The sequence below is a fragment of the Peptostreptococcus canis genome (assembly GCF_014229965.1).
In the GTDB taxonomy this organism is placed as follows: Bacteria; Bacillota; Clostridia; order Peptostreptococcales; family Peptostreptococcaceae; genus Peptostreptococcus; species Peptostreptococcus canis.
In genome coordinates, this window is record NZ_JABGBW010000009.1 from 13853 (window position 1) to 30190 (window position 16338).

The 16338-nt window shown below is 28.2% G+C and carries 15 protein-coding genes; 3 read left to right on the forward strand and 12 right to left on the reverse strand.

The genetic code is table 11. From position 1 onward, the window contains the following. Positions 1 to 102 precede the first annotated feature (102 nt). The 12 genes from HLB29_RS08075 to dnaA form a co-directional block, all read right to left on the reverse strand. Positions 103 to 2220 carry a cell wall-binding repeat-containing protein gene (locus HLB29_RS08075; protein ID WP_185624664.1) on the reverse strand — a complete coding sequence of 706 codons (2118 nt, stop codon included), beginning with the start codon at positions 2218 to 2220 and terminating at the stop codon, positions 103 to 105. A gap of 299 nt (positions 2221 to 2519) precedes the next feature. Beyond that, positions 2520 to 2774: a GlsB/YeaQ/YmgE family stress response membrane protein gene (locus HLB29_RS08080; RefSeq protein WP_185624665.1), complete on the reverse strand. Its 255-nt coding sequence runs from the start codon at positions 2772 to 2774 to the stop codon at positions 2520 to 2522. Positions 2775 to 2925: 151 nt separating this feature from the next. Beyond that, on the reverse strand, positions 2926 to 4566 hold the full coding sequence (hcp, locus tag HLB29_RS08085; RefSeq protein WP_185624666.1) for a hydroxylamine reductase: 1641 nt from the start codon (positions 4564 to 4566) through the stop codon (positions 2926 to 2928). Between the two features lie 173 nt (positions 4567 to 4739). Next, positions 4740 to 5516 carry a SigB/SigF/SigG family RNA polymerase sigma factor gene (locus HLB29_RS08090; protein ID WP_185624667.1) on the reverse strand — a complete coding sequence of 259 codons (777 nt, stop codon included), beginning with the start codon at positions 5514 to 5516 and terminating at the stop codon, positions 4740 to 4742. After that, a complete protein-coding gene (locus HLB29_RS08095; RefSeq protein ID WP_185624668.1) occupies positions 5516 to 5923 on the reverse strand; it encodes an ATP-binding protein in 408 nt (135 codons plus the stop codon). Before HLB29_RS08095 ends, HLB29_RS08090 begins: the two co-directional genes overlap by 1 nt. A 2-nt stretch (positions 5924 to 5925) precedes the next feature. Beyond that, a complete protein-coding gene (locus tag HLB29_RS08100) occupies positions 5926 to 6243 on the reverse strand; it encodes an STAS domain-containing protein (RefSeq protein WP_185624669.1) in 318 nt (105 codons plus the stop codon). A 14-nt stretch (positions 6244 to 6257) separates the two neighbouring features. Beyond that, complete coding sequence (gene gyrA, locus HLB29_RS08105) at positions 6258 to 8708, reverse strand: DNA gyrase subunit A (RefSeq protein WP_185624670.1); 2451 nt, start codon at positions 8706 to 8708, stop codon at positions 6258 to 6260. Positions 8709 to 8724: 16 nt separating this feature from the next. Beyond that, on the reverse strand, positions 8725 to 10632 hold the full coding sequence (gene gyrB, locus HLB29_RS08110) for a DNA topoisomerase (ATP-hydrolyzing) subunit B (RefSeq protein ID WP_185624671.1): 1908 nt from the start codon (positions 10630 to 10632) through the stop codon (positions 8725 to 8727). Beyond that, on the reverse strand, positions 10633 to 11748 hold the full coding sequence (gene recF, locus HLB29_RS08115) for a DNA replication/repair protein RecF (protein ID WP_185624672.1): 1116 nt from the start codon (positions 11746 to 11748) through the stop codon (positions 10633 to 10635). Positions 11749 to 11761: 13 nt separating this feature from the next. Beyond that, positions 11762 to 11968: a S4 domain-containing protein YaaA gene (yaaA, locus tag HLB29_RS08120; RefSeq protein WP_185624673.1), complete on the reverse strand. Its 207-nt coding sequence runs from the start codon at positions 11966 to 11968 to the stop codon at positions 11762 to 11764. 159 nt (positions 11969 to 12127) lie between these two features. Further along, positions 12128 to 13231, reverse strand: coding sequence for a DNA polymerase III subunit beta (dnaN, locus tag HLB29_RS08125; RefSeq protein WP_185624674.1), 1104 nt, complete (start codon positions 13229 to 13231; stop codon positions 12128 to 12130). A 253-nt stretch (positions 13232 to 13484) separates the two neighbouring features. After that, positions 13485 to 14846, reverse strand: coding sequence for a chromosomal replication initiator protein DnaA (gene dnaA / locus HLB29_RS08130; protein WP_207719546.1), 1362 nt, complete (start codon positions 14844 to 14846; stop codon positions 13485 to 13487). Positions 14847 to 15382: 536 nt separating this feature from the next. Between dnaA and rpmH the strand changes: the two genes are divergently transcribed. The 3 genes from rpmH (at position 15383) to yidD (ending at position 16304) form a co-directional block, all read left to right on the forward strand. Further along, positions 15383 to 15517 carry a 50S ribosomal protein L34 gene (gene rpmH, locus HLB29_RS08135; RefSeq protein WP_091994402.1) on the forward strand — a complete coding sequence of 45 codons (135 nt, stop codon included), beginning with the start codon at positions 15383 to 15385 and terminating at the stop codon, positions 15515 to 15517. Between the two features lie 93 nt (positions 15518 to 15610). Continuing rightward, on the forward strand, positions 15611 to 16027 hold the full coding sequence (gene rnpA / locus HLB29_RS08140) for a ribonuclease P protein component (RefSeq protein WP_185624675.1): 417 nt from the start codon (positions 15611 to 15613) through the stop codon (positions 16025 to 16027). A 76-nt stretch (positions 16028 to 16103) separates the two neighbouring features. Further along, entirely contained in the window at positions 16104 to 16304 is a 201-nt protein-coding gene (gene yidD / locus HLB29_RS08145) for a membrane protein insertion efficiency factor YidD (RefSeq protein ID WP_185624696.1), read from the forward strand. The last annotated feature ends 34 nt before the right edge of the window (positions 16305 to 16338 follow it).

Genomic DNA, 16338 nt, shown 5'->3' on the forward strand with positions numbered 1-16338 from the left:
TTCGTGAAAAATATGTTATTAATCAGTTTTATAATTATTTTTTTATAGGAAAATTTTTTAACAATACTTTTAGATCTATGTTATAAATTTAAATCTTAAGATCTATTTTTTTATAGGTTTATTTATCATATCAAGTATTTTATCATCTATCATTGATTTTCCACCAATAATAAATACATCCTTTACTTTCATTTTTTCAGTATATTCTTTTACCGTAAAAGGTACCATTTCTTTTTTAACCAATAGAACCGGTGCTGATTTATGTGCTGCAAAACTTCCTGATACTAATGCATCTGCAAAATTTTCTCCACTCGTATAAACCGCTTTATCTGATTTTTGGAATGCAGCTTTTGAAATGATAACAGATGTTTCATATCTGTCCTTACCTCCATATCTCTTGATATTTATAGAATTCTTAGAATTATTTTTTATTTCACTTTCAACTTTATTTGAAATAGTTTTGTTGGAACCTGCTATATTTACATTTTTAATATTCCAATCGGAAATAGATTTTTTTGTAATATTAGGCAATTCGTTATTTTTAGAAAGTAAAATCGGAGCATTTTCTTTTATAGCTAAAGAGCTCATTGATAGTGCATCTGGAAAACTTTCACCTGAAGCAATTTCTAAAGTATCCTTGTTACCTTTTTCTCTAACCTTGATAGCTATTTTTCTAGCCGTTTCATATCTATCAATACCACTTACTCTTGTCACATTAATACCATCTTTTTTTAATTCCGCTTCTGTAGACTCAGATACAGATTGATTTCCACCAATTATGTAGACACTCTTAGCCCCCAATCTCTTTATTTCCTCTTTTGTATCATTATTTAAAACTTTATTATTTGTAAACAATATAGGTGCTTTAACTTGGTTAGCAAAAGGCGATGCTGTCAATACATCGGAATATTTTTCCATATTTGCTAAAATGATATTTTCCGATCCTTTGGGATATATTTTTTTACTTACTTCTATAGCTGTTTTAACTCTATTAGAACCATTTATTCTTATAGTAGTTCTTTTTACATTGTCTTCTTTCTTTTCCTGATCTCTATTCTTTCCTTGTTCTCTCTTTTCTTGTTTCTTCTTTTCCTGTTCTCTTTTTTCTTTATCTTTATCAGGTTTATTGATTACTTCAGTTTCGTAATTTACATAAACATTTATTTCTTTGGCTTCAAGCTGCCCATCAATATTTTTTCCATCGGCTACATCCGATATTCCTTTAAATTTCGCTTTTTCATTTTCAGAAATTTTAGGTTCTATTATATCACTATATTTGTCTTTTATTGACTCATATATTTTCTCTTGATTATTTTCGATACTCCCATCTGATTTTAATTTTAAAGGAATAAATATCTTGTTTCCTTTCTTATCTTTTCCATATTCATTTCCATCATTTATTTCACTTTTAAACTTTGCAGATTTTCCAGGATGTACTTTTATTACACACCATTTACTATTATCTCTTTCAAATCTTACATATACTTTTTTTATTTTTCTATTTGCTAAAGAAGAAATTGTTTCATCTTCTTTTATTTTTTCATTCCCTTCCAAATCTAAAGTATAAATATTTTCTTTTGATCTAATATAGTGCGAATCAAATGGTTCAACTATTTCATTTACCGTATTGATTATATCATACCACTTTAGAGTACCTATCAGTAATTCTAAATTTTTATTATCATTTTTATACTTATAAAATCCTTCCGGTCTTCCTAAAATATCTATATTAAAATACTGAGATGGATCTTTTTGAAATACTGCATATATAGTTGTATTTGTTGAGAAGGTATCTGTTAACTTAATTTCATCTTCGTAATTACCTTCTTTTGTCATTTTTTTATAAAATTTTACTTCGTTTTTATATCCTCTATCCGGTCTGATAATACTCTTCTTATCAAATCCTAAACCATTATTCAAATCAGGATTTTGTATTCTTTTACTTATATATTCCCATTTTTCATCATTAGATATATTTATTTTTTTATCATCCTCTGGTATAGCTCCTGGCTTATTTAGTGAATCTGTATCTTTATGATAATATAAGCCATTTATAACTTCGACAGTTAAAATAATATTTTGAGATTTATCAGCTAATTTTATATTTTCAAATTCATTATTTTGTAATACGGCAAATGAACTTTGTGATATTGATCCAACTGCAATAAGTGTAATCATAATAGACAAACCTATTTTTTTGATAATTTTTTTATTTTTCATATTCTACCTCCTATATAAAAAAACTTAATTTATTTATCATATAAAATAAATCTTTATCTTAATATATCATAATAAAATTAATATAATAGAAACTATTTATTAATTTTTAATTAATTTTTTCTAAATTTTTATATTTTCTTGAAATTATTCCCAATATATTTTCACAAATAATTTTATATACTACAAAAAATAGTCGTATCTGACATTTCTTATATATCAGATACGACCATATAAATTTTCTTCTAATTATCTATAAGTATCATTAAGATAAATAAATAACTTTAATTAAATGATATTTTTTATCTTTCCCTCTTAAATAGCTTTAATATCCAAAGCAATACTACCGCACCAATAAGTGCCACTATAAAAGACCATAATGAAAATCCGGAAACTCCTGTTTTTCCAATAAATGACATTATCCAACCACCTATAACACCACCTAGTATTCCTACTACTATATTGCCTAGTATACCTTGTGATTCATCAGTTCCCATAATTTTACTGGCAATCCATCCTGCTAAACCACCTATAATAATCCATGATAAAATTCCCATAATATCAACTCCTTTCAAAACATATCAATATTAATGAATTTTAAATATGATAAACAATAATATGATAAACGATAATATGTTTACTAAATTATGTTTATATACTATTATACCTGAATATCCCCAAAATTTCAAAGAATATTAATGGCATGAACTATAAAAATAGTTTTAAATCTTCATCAACTGTTCCAATACCTGATATACCAAAGTTTTCTATTAGTACATTTGCTACATTTGGAGAAAGGAATCCCGGTAATGTCGGTCCTAGATGTATGTTTTTAACACCTAAAAATAATAGGGCCAATAGTACTATTACAGCTTTTTGCTCATACCAGGCTATATTATAAGCTATTGGTAACTCATTTATATCTTCCAATTCAAATACCTCTTTTAATTTTAATGCAATTACTGCAAGAGAATATGAATCATTACACTGACCTGCATCTAATACTCTAGGAATACCATTTATATCTCCTAAATTCAACTTATTATATCTGTACTTTGCACATCCTGCTGTTAAAATAACTGTATCTTTTGGTAATTTTTCGGCAAATTCAGTATAATAACTTCTGCCTTTCATTCTACCATCACAACCGCCCATCACAAAGAATTTTTTGATGGCACCACTCTTTACTGCATCTACAATTTTATCAGAAAGCGAAATAACTTGATTATGTGCAAATCCTCCAACTATTTTTCCATTCTCTATTTCCTCTGGAGAAGGTAATTTTTTAGCCATTTCTATTATTTGAGAGAAATCTTTCTTTCCATTTTCATCAGCTTCTATATGAATACATCCAGGAAATCCGGACGCACCTGTAGTAAATATTCTATTTTTCACTTCTTCACTCTTAGGTGGTACTATACAGTTAGTAGTAAATAGAATTGGTCCATTGAAAGTTTCAAATTCCGTAATTTGTTTCCACCAAGCATTACCATAATTTCCTACCAAATTTTCATATTTTTTAAATGCAGGATAATAATTAGCTGGAAGCATTTCACCATGTGTATATACATCTACTCCGGTACCTTTTGTCTGTTCTAATAATTGTTCTAAATCTACCAAATCATGTCCGGATATTAATATAGCAGGATTATTTCTTGTCCCTATATTTACAGTTGTTATTTCAGGATTACCATACTTAGTAGTATTTGCCTTATCAAGCAATGCCATTACCTTTACTCCATTTTCTCCTGTTTCTAAGGTTAATCCTACTAATTCATCAATACCTAAACCATCATCTAATGTAGAAGATAGAGCTCTATATATAAATTGATATATAGAATTATCTTCCATACCAATATTTAATGCATGTTCACCATACGCTGCCATTCCTTTCAAACCATATATTATTAATTCTCTCAAGGATCTTATATCTTCATTTTGAGTGGATAACACACCTATACCTTTTGCCTTTTCCAACATTTCATCTCTGTTTTTTACTCTAAAAACTACTGAATCGTGAGGATTTTTTAAATCTACCTTTTTTAATAAATTATCTCTTATTTTAATCATTTTCTTAATCTGATTTTCAATTGCATCAGAATCAAAATTTGCATTCGTAATTGTTATAAATAGACTTGTTAATATTTCTTTATTTATTTCTGAAATAGAATTTACATCTATATCACCTTTTATGACTATTTCTGAAATTCCTTTAGAAATATATATCAATAAATCTTGTAAGGCAGCGACTGTGGGATTTTTTCCACATACACCTATTTTTGTACATCCTGTTCCCCTTGCTGTTTCTTGACATTGATAACAAAACATTGCTCCTGTAATATCTTTCATAATAAAACCTCCAATATAATACTAATTAAATTTATTTAAATTTCATTCTTTATGTTAATTAGTATTATATATATATCAACATGTTAATTATGTTGTTATTACAACTAATTTTATAAAAAAAAGGCTGACTTAAAAATCTTATCAAAAATTAAGACCTTAAGCCAACCTTCGTTCTACACAGCTTTTAAATATTCTTTTTTCAATTTTTCTATTATTTTTTTCTCAAGCCTGGATACAGTCATCTGAGATATTCCTATCTCTTCCGCTATTACAGATTGAGTTTTATTATTGAAAAATCTTCCTTCAATTATCTTTACTTCAAGTTCATTTAAATTTTTCATAAAATGTTCCAAGAAATCTCTTTCTTCAATTTGAGAAAACTTCTTTTCTTCACTGCCAACTCTATCTCCCAATGTCATATCTTTATCTTCTGAATCATCATTACTAGGAGTATCTAAAGAAATAGGCTGATAACCATAAGAAGCTTCCATAGCTTCAAGAACTTCTTCTTCAGTTATTTCTAGATATTCGGCAATTTCAGATGGTCTTGGACTCTTTTTATTTTCTTGTTCTAAATATATCTTCGCATTACTTATTTTTTTACTCAATTCTTGGATTCTTCTAGGAACTCTCATTGTCCATACTTTATCTCTAAAATATTTTTTTATTTCTCCAACTATTGTAGGAGTTGCAAAACTCGAAAATTCAAACCCCTTAGATATATCATATCTATCAATAGCATAGATAAGAGCTAGTGAAGCAACTTGATATATATCTTCGTAATCGACACCTTTATTAATATATTTTCTCGATAATATCTTTGCTAAATATAAATTCCTTTCGATTAATATATTTCTAACAGTTGTGTTGCTCTTATCTTCAGAAAAAACTTCGAAGAGTTCTTTTGTTTCCATCTTCTCAAATTCTTTTTCTGAGGCCAATACATTCATTAATTATCAACTCCAACCATTTTAGTCATCTTTATTATAGTACCACATTTATCACAAGTTTTTATTTCAACATCATCCATTAAAGTTTTAATGATAAATAAACCTAAACCACTTGTTTTTGGATTATTAGGATCTGGATCTTCAACAGCTTCTTCATCATAACCAATACCATTATCTTTTACCTCAATAGTTAATCTATCTTCATATACATAAAAAGTTAAATAAAATTCACTTTCTTTACTATGCTTGATAGCATTTGTACAAGCTTCTGATATAGATACCTTTAAGTCTTCTATATCATCTAATGTAAATCCCATTTTGCTGGCAATTCCAGATGTAGTCAATCTTATTACCGAAACAAAATTTGGATTACTGGATAAATTTATGCTTATTTTTTCGCATTCCATCGCTATCCCTCCATATTTATTATCTGATCTAGACCAGTTATTTTAAATATTTTCTTTACATTATCTTTTGTATTCAATAAAGAAATATCTTTTCCATCTTCTCTTAACCTCTTCATAATTCCAACTATAATCCCGATACCAGTTGAATCTATATAACTTAAATCTTTCATATCCAGAACAATATTTGAAAACTTTTCTTCAATATTGTCATTTACCAAGCTCTTTAACTTATCCGCACAAGATACATCAAGTTCACCTGAAAGTTCTACAATCCAACTTTCAGATTCTTCTTTATAATTTGAAATTATATCTATTGACATATAAAGCCTCCTTACTAGTCTATTTCATCTTCAGTCTTTATTTTTGCTATCGATACCACTTCTACTTCTTCATCAGTTCTCATAAGTTTTACACCACTAGTAATTCTTCCAAAAATTGAAATTTCATTTACTCTGATTCTAATTAATACACCATCAGAATTTATCATCATTATTTCATCATCTTCATTTACCAAATTAGCTCCAACTAATTTACCTGTTTTAGAAGTTATATTATATGTTTTTATTCCCTTTCCGGACCTAATCTGTTTTCTATATTCTTCAATATCAGATCTCTTACCAAATCCATTCTCACTTACAACCAATAAATCTGTACCTTCACTTGTTAAATCCATAGATACTACTATATCCCCTTTTGAAAGTGAGATACCTTTTACACCGGTAGCTGATCTTCCCATAGCTCTAACATCTTTTTCATCAAATCTTATTGACATTGCATTTTGAGTTACTAACATAACTTCTTCATTTCCATCAGTCATTTTAACTCCGATAAGTTCATCACCATCTTTTAAATTTATCGCAATAAGCCCTGATTTATTTATATTCTTAAACTCTTCAATCAATGTCTTTTTAACAATACCATTTTTAGTAGCCATTAGTAGATATTTATATTCGCTATTTATATCTTCAGCAGGATTAAATGTAATAATTCTAGCTACTTTTTCACCAGGATTAAGTTGCAATAAATTTACTATTGCAGTTCCTTTTGCAGTTCTTTTTCCTTCAGGAATTTCATAAGCATTTAATTTATATACTCTACCCCTATTTGTAAAGAACAACATGATAGAATGTGTCGTAGTAGTTATTAAATCTGTTATAAAATCTTCTTCCCTTGTCGTAAGGGCAGAAATCCCTCTTCCACCTCTTTTTTGGCTTCTGTATGTATCTGCCGGAAGTCTTTTTATATACCCTAAATGAGTAAGTGTTACTGCTATATCCTCTTCTTCAAATAGATCTCTTACATCAAATTCTCCTTCAGCGGGAACTATGTCAGTTCTTCTATCATCGGCATATTTATTCTTTATAGCTAACATTTCATCTTTTATTACACCATATAGTTTTAATTCATCTGCTAAAATACTTGATAAATATTCTATTTTTTTCATCAATTCGTTATATTCATTATCTATTTTTTCTCTTTCAAGACCTGTTAATCTCTGAAGTCTCATGTCCAATATAGCTTGAGCTTGAATTTCAGTAAAATCAAACTCTTCTATTAATCTTTCCTTAGCTATTTGACCATTACTAGAACTTCTGATTATAGTTATAACTCTATCTATATTATCTAGCGCTATTTTTAATCCTTCTAGTATGTGTGCTCTTGCTTCAGCTTTTTTTAGATCAAACTGTGTTCTTCTTGTTATAACATCTTTTTGATGCTGAACATAGTGATAAATTACTTCTTTTAAATTCAATATTTTAGGTGTTCCATTTACAAGGGAAAGCATTATTATACTAAAAGTATCTTCTAATTGCGAATGTTTATACATATTATTAAGAACTATATTGGCATTTGTATCTTTTTTCAATTCAACCACAATTCTCATTCCATGTCTATTACTTTCATCTCTTAAATCAGAAATACCTTCTATTCTTTTTTCCTTTACAAGTTCTGCTATTCTTTCTACTAATCTGGCTTTATTCACCTGATATGGAATTTCTGTAATAACTATCTGTTGCTTTCCTTTTGGTAATTCTTCTATTTCTGCTTTGGCTCTTACCTTTACTTTTCCTCTACCGGTTTTGTATGCCTCTTTAATTCCTTCAGTACCTACTATAGTAGCTCCCGTTGGGAAATCAGGTCCCTTTATATAATTTAAAAGCTCGTCAACTTCACATTCCTGGTTATCTATATAATGTACAGTAGCATCTATTACTTCCCCTAAATTATGCGGTGGTATAGACGTAGCCATCCCAACAGCTATACCATTAGAACCATTTACCAGTAAATTAGGATATCTGGAAGGAAGAACTTTCGGTTCCTGTAAAGATTCATCAAAGTTTGGTCCAAAATCTACAGTTTCTTTTTCAATGTCTCTTAATAATTCTAGAGCTAATTTACTCATTCTTGCTTCAGTATAACGCATTGCTGCCGGATTATCTCCATCAACAGTACCAAAGTTACCTTGCCCGTCTACTAAAAGACCTCTTGTAGAGAAATCCTGTGCCATTTTAACCATGGCCATATATACAGAACTATCTCCATGTGGATGATACTTACCCAGTACATCACCTACTATACGTGCTGATTTTCTATAGGGTTTATCCGGTGTTATTCCCTGCTCATTCATTGAATATAGTATTCTTCTATGAACAGGCTTAAGTCCATCTCTTACATCAGGCAAAGCTCTACCAGCAATAACACTCATAGAGTAGGCCATATATGATTTTTTCATTTCTTCAGAAATTTCTTTTGATATTATTTTTTTATTTATATTATTTTCCATTTATTCAGCCAACCTCCTATATATCTAAATCTTTTACAAATTGAGCATTAGCCTCAATAAATTCTCTTCTCGGAGCTACTTTATCTCCCATTAGCATAGAAAATACTTCATCGGCTATAATAGCATCATCTATATTTATCTGTAATAGAGTTCTAGACTCAGGATCCATTGTAGTTTCCCAAAGCTGCTCAGCATTCATTTCACCAAGACCTTTGTAACGAGATACTTCTGTTCCCGTTCTTCCCATTTCATTTAATTTATTATTAAGCTCATCATCTGAAAAAGCATAATCTTCTTTCTTACCTTTTTTTATTTTAAATAAAGGAGGTTGAGCTGCATATACATATCCTTGCTCCACTAAAGGTCTCATATATCTAAAGAAAAATGTTAGCAATAAAGTTCTAATATGAGCCCCATCGACATCTGCATCGGTCATTATTATTATTTTATGATATCTTAATTTTTCAATATCAAAATCATCACCTATACCACATCCAAATGCTGTTATCATATTTTTTATTTCATCAGAAGATAATATTTTATCCAATCTTGATTTTTCAACATTTAAAATTTTACCTCTAAGCGGAAGTATGGCTTGAATATTTCTATCTCTTCCACCTTTTGCAGAACCACCTGCCGAATCTCCCTCAACAAGGAAAATTTCACTTTTTTCTGGAGATTTTTCTGAACAATCTGCAAGTTTTCCAGGTAATGATGTATTTTCCAATACACTTTTTCTTCTTGTTAGTTCCCTTGCCTTTTTAGCAGCTTCTCTTGCTCTTTGTGCCCTTAAACATTTATCAATAATTATCCTTGCCACAGAAGGATTTTCTTCCATAAATGCTCCCACTTCTTCTGAAGTAATGCTATCTACCAATCCTCTCATAAATGTATTTCCAAGTTTAGTTTTTGTCTGACCTTCAAATTGCGGTTCAGGAAGTTTTACAGATACAATAGCTGTAAGCCCTTCTCTTACATCTTCTCCTGATAAATTCTCATCTTTATCTTTTAAGATGTTATTTCTTCTTGAATACTCATTCATAACTTTTGTAAGAGCACTTTTAAATCCTGCTAAATGAGATCCACCTTCATGAGTATTTATATTATTTGCAAATGAATATATATTTTCTCTAATATTATCAGTATACTGCAGTGCTAATTCTATAGTACAATCTTCAGCTATTTTATCTATATATACTATTTGTTCATGAATAGTATTTTTAGACTTATTTAGATATTTAACATATTCTTTCAAACCACCTGTGTAATGGAATGTTTTATCTTTTTCTCTTCCTTCTCTTTTATCCTGAAATTGAATTTTTATAACTCTGTTTAAAAACGACAGTTCTCTAAATCTATATTCCAAAGTATCATAACTAAATTCAACTTCATCAAATATAGTAGCATCAGGTAAAAATGTAATAGAAGTACCACTTTCTATAGTAGCTTTTCTAACAACTTCTAACTTAGTAGTTGGAATACCTCTCTTATATTCTTGTCTGTATACATTACCATCTCTTGCTACCTCTGCAATCAACCATTCACTAAGGGCATTTACTACTGAAACACCAACTCCATGAAGTCCTCCTGATACCTTGTATCCGCCTCCACCAAATTTTCCACCTGCATGAAGAACTGTTAATACAGTTTCAAGAGTAGAAAGCCCTGTCTTTGGATGAACCTCTACTGGTATACCTCTACCATTATCTTTTACAGTTACACTACCATCATTATTTAGAGATACATATATCTCTGAACAATTACCTGCTAACGCTTCATCTATACTGTTATCAACTACTTCATATACTAAATGATGTAATCCTCTAGGACCTGTTGAACCTATATACATACCAGGTCTTTTTCTAACCGCTTCTAACCCTTCTAAAACTTGAATTTGATCTGCACCATATTCGTGTTTTGTCATCTATTTACCTCCATTCTCTATGCCGACTACTTTGCCTGCATCTATATGAAATACAGAGTAGTCATCACTATCCAATATATTAATATGGAATGGATCTGCTGATGTAACAAACATCTGTATATCTTTTAATTTTTCAACCAACATTTTTTGTCTATCCTGATCTAATTCACTGAATACATCATCCAATATCAATACTGGATAATCTCCAATTTCTTGTTTTATAAGCTCTATTTCAGATAATTTAAGAGAAATAGAAGCCGTCCTCTGCTGACCTTGAGAACCATAAAATCGAACATCAATATCATTTATAAATATTCCCAAATCATCTTTATGAGGACCTATTTTGGTATTTCTATTGAAAATATCACTATCTCTATTTTCTTTATATTTGTTCCATAATTCTTTTTTAATATTAAAAATATCTGTTTTTTCAGATAAATCTATTTGACTTTTATATGTTATTTTTAAATTTTCTCTATTAGATGTTAAACTTCTATGAAGTCTATTTGCTATTTTTGATATTTTTTCTATAAACTCACATCTAATAATATATATTTCACTACCAAAATTAATTAAATTTTCATCATATACATCTAACAAATTTTTATCTATTATTCCTGATTTAAGTAATTTGTTTCTTTGATTTATAATCTTATTATAACTAGTAAGCAAATTATAGTATCTTGGCATTATTTGACTTATTTCCTTATCAAGAAAAGCCCTTCTTTCTTTTGGTCCATCTTTTACAAGTTTTAAATCTTCTGGTGAAAAAACAACTACATTAAGATTTCCCAATAAATCATGTATTGATTTTATTGATACACCATTTACTTTAATACCTTTTTTTTCTTTAGTAATGACTACTTCTATTTTTTTATCTAGCCCATTTCTATTAAAATAACAACTTGAATATAGGTTCTTTTCTCCAAATTTAATCAATTCTCTATCTTTATTAGTCCTAAAAGATCTACCTATAGACATAAGGGTTATAGATTCTACAATATTAGTTTTACCTTGTCCGTTACTTCCAACTATTAAATTTATATTTTCATTAAAATCAATCACTAAATTTTCATAGTTTCTGTAATTCATTAATTTCAAACTTTTAATATACAACCTAACACCTACTTTATTTTATCGATATTTTTCTTCCATTTACTTGCACTATATCGCCACTTCTTAATTTTTTTCCTCTTTGAGTGCAAACTTCTCCATTTACAAGAACTTCCTCACTTATTATAATAACTTTGGCTTCTCCTCCCGACATAACAATATTGGCCAACTTTAAAAATTGATCCAATTTTATAAAATCGGAACTTATTTCTATATATTCCATATAATCCCTCTCAAAAATATAGTCAAATTTAGACATCTATTTCAGTCTAAATGAAAATTGCATAATCCAACTACTCTATTATAACATAAATCCATTTATTTTAACAGTTAAATAAAGCCCGTGAATGCATTTCACAGGCTTTATAAGCTTTTTTTAATATTAATTGCCTAATCTCACTGGTAAAAGCAAATAAATATATTCTGGACCATCTACCGGTTTTATTATGGCAGGATTTACCGAACCACCAAATTCTATATTTATAAACTCGCTATCGATATTTTTTATTCCTTCCAATAAATATTTTGAATTAAATGCTATATCGATATTTTCTCCTTCAAATTCAATAGAAACTTCTTCATATGCATTTCCATTTTCATTATTTGAAGTAATTACCATTAATCCATCAGTAATAGATATTTTTATTAAATTATTTTTAGCAGATGTAAATAAAAGAGCTGCTCTCTCTATACACTCTTGAAGATTTCTTGTATTAACCTGAATTTTAGTAATGTATTCCTTAGGCAAAAGGCTTTCGTACTTAGTGAAATTTCCATCTATTAATCTGGCAACTATTTTAGTATCCCCTATAATAAATATAATATTTTTAGAATCCAATCCAACAAACAAATTCCCTTCATCGCTAAGAAGACTATTTATATGGTTTAGAGTTATCCCAGGAATAATAGCATTAATATCGCTATCAATACTTTCTTCTAGATTTGATTTTCTAATTGCCAATCTATATCCATCAAGTGCAACTAAATTTACTTTATCGCCATTTAAATCTAATAATTCACCAGCTAATGTAGGATTTATTGGTTCTATGGCAGTAGCAAAAACTGTCTGTCTTATCATATTTTTCAACTCGGCTTGATTAAATTTAATCATATTGTCCATAGATAATTCTTCTTGTTTTGGAAATTCATCAGCAGGAAGTCCTTTAATTTTAAATCTTGAATTAAGGCAATTTATAAATACGTTGTAATCTTCGTCCGTTTCTATAGATACAAAAGTATCAGGAAGTTTTCTTATTATATCTCCCATAAGTCTTGAATTAACAACAATAGTTCCTTCTTTATTTATTTGTGACTCAACAGAAGTTTCAATACTTATTTCGTTATCATATCCGGTAATGGTCAATTTATTATTTTTAGCTGTAATTAGAATACCTTTTAAAAGTTCTATAGTTGTTTTATTATTAATAGCTTTTTGTGCATTAGTAATTGCATTAGCTAATTTTTTCTGATTACATAATATGTTCATTATTTTTTTCCTTTCTGTGTATAAGTTTTTTTCTAATATATATAAATATATATTAAATAAGGTAGTAGTATTAGTAGTAGAATATGTTTATATTGTTGAAAAGTATACAGAAATATTAAAAAACTACAGATTTAATATGTGTAAAATAATGTTGGTAAGTATATGCACACTTTCTTTATAAAATGTGGATAAATTAAATCATTATTTTATTAACATTTTATATACAGTTTTTCAACAAGAGTATTGTTAATAACTATGAATTTAAATCGGATATTATTTTTTCAATTTTTATCTTCATTATTTCATTCTTTTCAATTTCATCCTCTATTTTTCCTGTAGCGTGCATTACAGTACTATGATCCTTTCCACCAAACTCTTTACCTATACTAGGATAGGACATATCTAATAAATTTCTTGATAAATACATTGCTACTTGCCTTGCAAAAGCTATGTTTTTACTTCTTTTTTTAGATTCTAATTCATCAATACTTACATTAAATGCATCTGCTACCATTTCTTTTATTCTAAGTACGTTTATTTCTTTTGTAGTATATGAAATTAGGATATCTTTTAAGGCTTCTTTGGCTGTTTCTAATGTAATTGGCTTGGATGTTAAATCTCCAAATATAATTACTTTATTTAAAGCACCTTCTAATTCTCTAATATTGGAAACTACATTTTCCGCTATATAATCGAATACTTCTTGCGGAATATTCACATTCTCACTTTCGGCTTTAAATTGTAGTATAGCCATTTTTGTTGCATAATCAGGAGGTTGTATATCTGCCATCATACCCCATACAAATCTGCTTCTTAATCTATCTTCTAATTGAGGAATTTCTTTTGGAGCTCTATCACTTGTAAGGATTATCTTTTTTTGAGCCGCATAAAGGTGGTTAAATGTATGGAATAATTCTTCCTGAACTGAGTTTTTATTAGAGAAAAATTGTACATCATCTACCATTAAAACATCTACATTTCTATATTTTTGTCTGAATTCATCGTTGGTTTTTTCTTTTATAGCTGTGATAAACTCATTTGTAAAAGTTTCTGAAGAAACGTAAAGAATTTTCTTTGAAGGGTCTCTTTCTAATATTCTATGTCCAATAGCATTCATTAGATGTGTTTTTCCTAAACCAACACCTCCGTATAATAATAATGGATTATCATTAGATGTTTCATCATATTCCGCGACTCTCATACATACTGCTACGGCAACTCTGTTTGTATCGCCCTGGACAAAAGTATCAAATGTGTATTTAGGAACTAAGTTTGCATTTGAGAGACTTTTTGCCTTTGTAATAAGTGATTTTTTTTCATCTTCTTTATTTGATGAATTATTCTCAAATAAATTACTATCTTTATCTGTAAGTACGACCACATCATTAATATTTGCGGCAAGATCGCTGAAAATCTCTAATATAGAATCTTTCGATCTTTTTTCTATAAATTGTTTTGTCATATCGTCTCCTTTAAAATAAAAAACATTGTCTTTTATTTCTAGAGGTATAATTTTTTTTAAGTAAATTGTGTAATCTAGACTGGATGCTATGCCCTTTAATTTTTTTTCCGTCATAATCCAAAGTTTTTGGGCGTCTATATTATTTGTGTTCATTTATCTATCTTCCCTCCATTCTTTTTAATTATGTTGATTTTATGTTAATATTTATGTTTAAAATTGAAGTACATAAAACTTAGTAAATATAGTGTTATAATAAATATGTGTAAAAAATGTTTATAATTACGTTATTTTATCAACAGATTAACCATACAAAAAAACACAACAAAATTAACGTTATAGAGATATTATATATTGAATTTATTCTTTTTTGTCCACAAAGTTATTCACATTTTGTGGATAACTTTATAAAAAATTTTCAACAGTTCTATATATTGTATAACCTGTGGAAAAATATCAAAAAATTATCTGTATGTCGTTTGTGCATTTTTTAGAAAAAAATAAAAAAAAATACAAAATTTTTTTTATTAAGTTACATTTACATTTTTTTATTTTATGAATGTTCTATAGAACATTGTAATTACTTGATTTCTAATCAAAAAATAATCAAAAATCAATTGACTTTTATACAGAAAGTATTTATAATATTATTGTTATGTTTACAATTATGATTATGAAAGGAGTGTTCAAGTATGAAGAGAACTTATCAGCCAAAGAAAAGACAAAGAAAAAGAGAACATGGCTTCAGAAAGAGAATGAAAACTTCAAATGGAAGAAATGTCTTAAAAAGAAGAAGAGCTAAAGGTAGAAATAGATTAACTCACTAATATATTTTTACAAGAGCTTAGTTAATGATAATAAAAAGCCACTTTTCCAAGTGGTTTTTTTTGTAAAATCATTGTAAAGAATGGAGGTTATTGATGAATTTTAATAACACCGACGGAATCAAGAAAGATTCTGATTTTAGAAAGGTTTATCAGAAAGGTAAATCTTTTGCGGATAGAAATTTAGTGATATACTTATTGAAGAATAATAGAAATAAATCTAGAATAGGTATTTCTATATCTAAGAAGGTTGGAAAAGCTAATGTAAGAAATAAAATAAGAAGATACATAAAGGAAGCTTACAGATTAAATATAGATCCTCATGTGAAAAGTGGATATGATATTGTGTTTATAGCTAGAATTAACAGCAAAAACTCTGAGTATAAAGATATAGAACGTTCTATTAAATATATATCAAGAAAAACAAATCTTTTAAACAATGTTTCAAAGGAAGAAAATTCTGATAAAAAAAATAGAACTAATAATTTATCTAATAGATGTAATAAAAAGTAAAGTTAGATAAAGAAGGTGATTAACTGTGAATTTTATTAAAAATATATTTTGTAAACTTAGCATTATCTTAGCAAAAATGTGTATTATTTTAATAAGATATTATCAAAAGTTTATATCACCGCTTTTAGGACCTAGGTGTAGATTTTATCCAACTTGTTCTCAATATTCTATTCAGGCATTTAAGAAATATGGCTTTCTAAAGGGATTGTGGTTGACTATAAGAAGAGTAAGTAAATGTCACCCTTTTCACCCAGGTGGTTACGACCCTTTAAAGTAGAAGGTTTATCTCAAAAGTTGAGATATTATTTTTA